Here is a 2,776-nt window from a genome sequence, read left to right as displayed (position 1 = left end):
GGTGGGTTGCGTGAGGTGGCGGCGTCGTTCGTGGTGCCCGGCCCGTCGGGGGTCGCGATCCGCACCCGGCTCAAGGGCCTGAGCGCCGGGGACGAGACGGTGCTGCGCCTGGTCGGGGACCATCTCGGTTCGCTCGCCTCGCGTGACCTGAGGGTGCGGTGCGCGGCCGGGCCGGTGCACGGCAGTGGGCAGTGGGCCGAGCGCAAGCGTGTCCTGACCGCGGAGTCCTCGTCGCGCTGGGCCGGGGCGATCACGAAGACCACCAACGATCAGTGGGCGCTGGCCCGCAGGGCTCAACTCGCCCACATCCACGGCCTCGAGGCCGGAATCAAGGCTATCGGGCACCGGCTGTCCCGGCCGGTGGGCGAGAAGGGCACCAAGCGGGCGCCGGGTGGCTACCGCTCGCGGCGGGAGTGGCATGCCAAGTCCCGCCGCCTGCGGGTGCTCGAAGACCGGCTCAGAGCCGTGCGGGCCGAGCGCGACGCGGGTGTGGTTCGGGTGGTGCGCGGCGGCAAGCGGCTGCTGAACACCCGCCACCACCTGGAGCAGGCCCACCTCACCGATACCCAGTGGCGTACGCAATGGGAGGCGGGGCGCAGGTTTCTGGCTGCGGACGGCGAGTCCGGCAAGCGGTTCGGCAACGAGACCATCCGCGTCACCCCCGACGGCGAGGTGTCGATCAAGCTCCCGGTGCCGCTGGCGTACCTGGCGAACGCTGCGCACGGCCGGTACATGCTGGCCGCGAAGGCGTCGTTCGCGCACCGGGGCGAGCAGTGGGCCGACCGCGTGGCCGCCCACCGGGCCGTGGCCTACCGCATCCACGAGGACATCACACGCCGGCGCTGGTACCTCACCGCCTCCTGGACCATCCCACTGGTACAGGCCGTCCCCTTGGATGCGGCCCGCGCACGGGGCGTGGTCGGGGTGGACACACCAACGCCGACCATCTCGCCGCCCGGCGCCTCGACGCCCACGGCAACCCGGTCGGCGAACCACTCCGGTTCGACTACGACCTGTCCGGCACCACCGCCCACCGCGACGCACAGGTCCGCCACGCCCTGACCCGCCTGCTGCACTTCGCCCGACGCCATGGCCTCGCCGTCGCGGTCGAAGACCTCGACTTCACCGACTCCACGACCCGCGAGAAACAGGGACGCCGCAAACGCTTCCGCAAGCTGATCTCCGGCATGCCCGTCGCCGGGCTGCGCGCCCGGCTCGTCAGCATGGCCGCCGAACTCGGCATCACCATCGTGGCCGTCGACCCGGCGTACACCTCCCGCTGGGGCGCCGAGCACTGGCAGAAACCCCTCACCACCAGGACCCGCAGGACCACCCGCCACGACGCGGCAGCCGTGGCGATCGGAAGACGCGCCCTCGGGCACCCGATCCGGCGACGGACGGCACCGCCCCACGACGACCGGAGCGATCGTCGCGGGCATCGGAACGCCCAGGCCGGACACGGCACCCGAGGGCATGAGGAAACCCGCCCCCCGCATCCCCGGACCACGCACACGATGCGTGCCGCCGGACGCGGAGCGAACGCGGGCGACCAGTGCATCCACAACCGTTCGGGATGCGCCAGATACGCAGGATTGGGTCCAAGACTCACTCCTGCTCACTGATTAGGAACGGTGGTCTCCTCCAGGATGACGGCCTGCGCCACCCTGAAGGCGGAGTTGGCGGCGGGCACGCCGCAGTACACGGCGGCCTGGAGCAGCACTTCCCTGATCTCGGCCGGGGTCAGCCCGTTGCGCAGCGCCGCGCGGGTGTGGACGGCGAGGTCGTCGAGGTGGCCCCGCGCGACGAGGGCGGTGAGGGTGACGCAACTGCGGGTGCGGCGGTCCAGTCCCGGCCGGGCCCAGACCTCGCCCCAGGCGTAGCGGGTGAGGAAGTCCTGGAAGTCCCCGGTGAAATCGTCGGACCCGTCGAGGGCGCGGTCCACGTGGGCGTCGCCGAGCACCTCGCGGCGCAGCTTCATGCCCGCGTCGTACGCGCCGGGGCGGGGGCTGCCGGGCGCTGCCACGGCCTCGGGCTGTTCCGGGGCCGAGTCCGGGCCCGCTGCCGGGACCGGTGACGTTCCGGCGGCGGGCCCGGCCGCCGGGCGGGCGGCGAGGACGGGCCGGGCGAGAGCCGCGGTGATCGCGGTCTGGCCCGTGGTGGAGGCGGATTCCGTCTGCCAGGACGTGGAAAAGTGGTGGACGAGGAGGTCGGTGACGGCGGCGGGCTGTTCCACGGGCGCCAGGTGGGCCGCGCCCGGGACGACGGCGAGCCTGGCGTCGGGGATGCCCGCGACGAGCGTACGGGCGTCGGCGGGCCCGGTGACCCGGTCCTCGGCGCCGACCAGGACCAGGGTGGGCAGGCCGATGCTGAGCAGTCCGGCACGGATGTCGAAGGCGGCCAGGGCCTCGCACGCCGCGATGTAGCAGCCGGGGTCGGTGGTGCGGACCATCTGCACGGCCCACTCGACGATGGCGGGCTGGTTCGCGGCGAAGGGCTCGGTGAACCAGCGGGCGGGCGCGTTGCGGGCCATCGGGTCGAGCCCGTTGGTGCGGACGACGACACCGCGCTGGCGGAACTCGTCGGCGGTGCCGAACCGCGGCGAGGAGGCGATCAGGGCGAGCGAGGCGACCGACCCCGGGTGGCGCAGGGCGAGGTCGGCGCCGACGGCGCCGCCGATGCCGCAGCCCGCGTAGCCGAAGCGCGGGACGCCGAGCCCGCCGAGGGTGGCCAGCAGCCGGTCGCCGAGTTCGGCGACGGCTGAGTGCCAGCAGCGTCT

The 2,776-nt window shown here is 73.7% G+C and carries 1 protein-coding gene and 1 pseudogene; one reads left to right on the top strand and one right to left on the bottom strand.

From position 1 onward, the window contains the following. A pseudogene (locus tag GUY61_RS37165) lies at positions 1–1,626 on the top strand (IS200/IS605 family accessory protein TnpB-related protein); the annotation flags it as partial. Here the strand turns inward: GUY61_RS37165 and pcaC are convergent. Continuing rightward, positions 1,616–2,776: 4-carboxymuconolactone decarboxylase (gene pcaC, locus GUY61_RS37160; protein WP_166634700.1), on the bottom strand; the 1,161-nt coding region annotated here is incomplete at its 5' end. The pseudogene GUY61_RS37165 and the gene pcaC sit on opposite strands and share 11 nt — an antisense overlap.

This window comes from Streptomyces sp. GC420, from assembly GCF_009916105.1.
Classification (GTDB): domain Bacteria; phylum Actinomycetota; class Actinomycetes; order Streptomycetales; family Streptomycetaceae; genus Streptomyces.
This window is presented reverse-complemented; position numbering and strand designations above follow the sequence as displayed.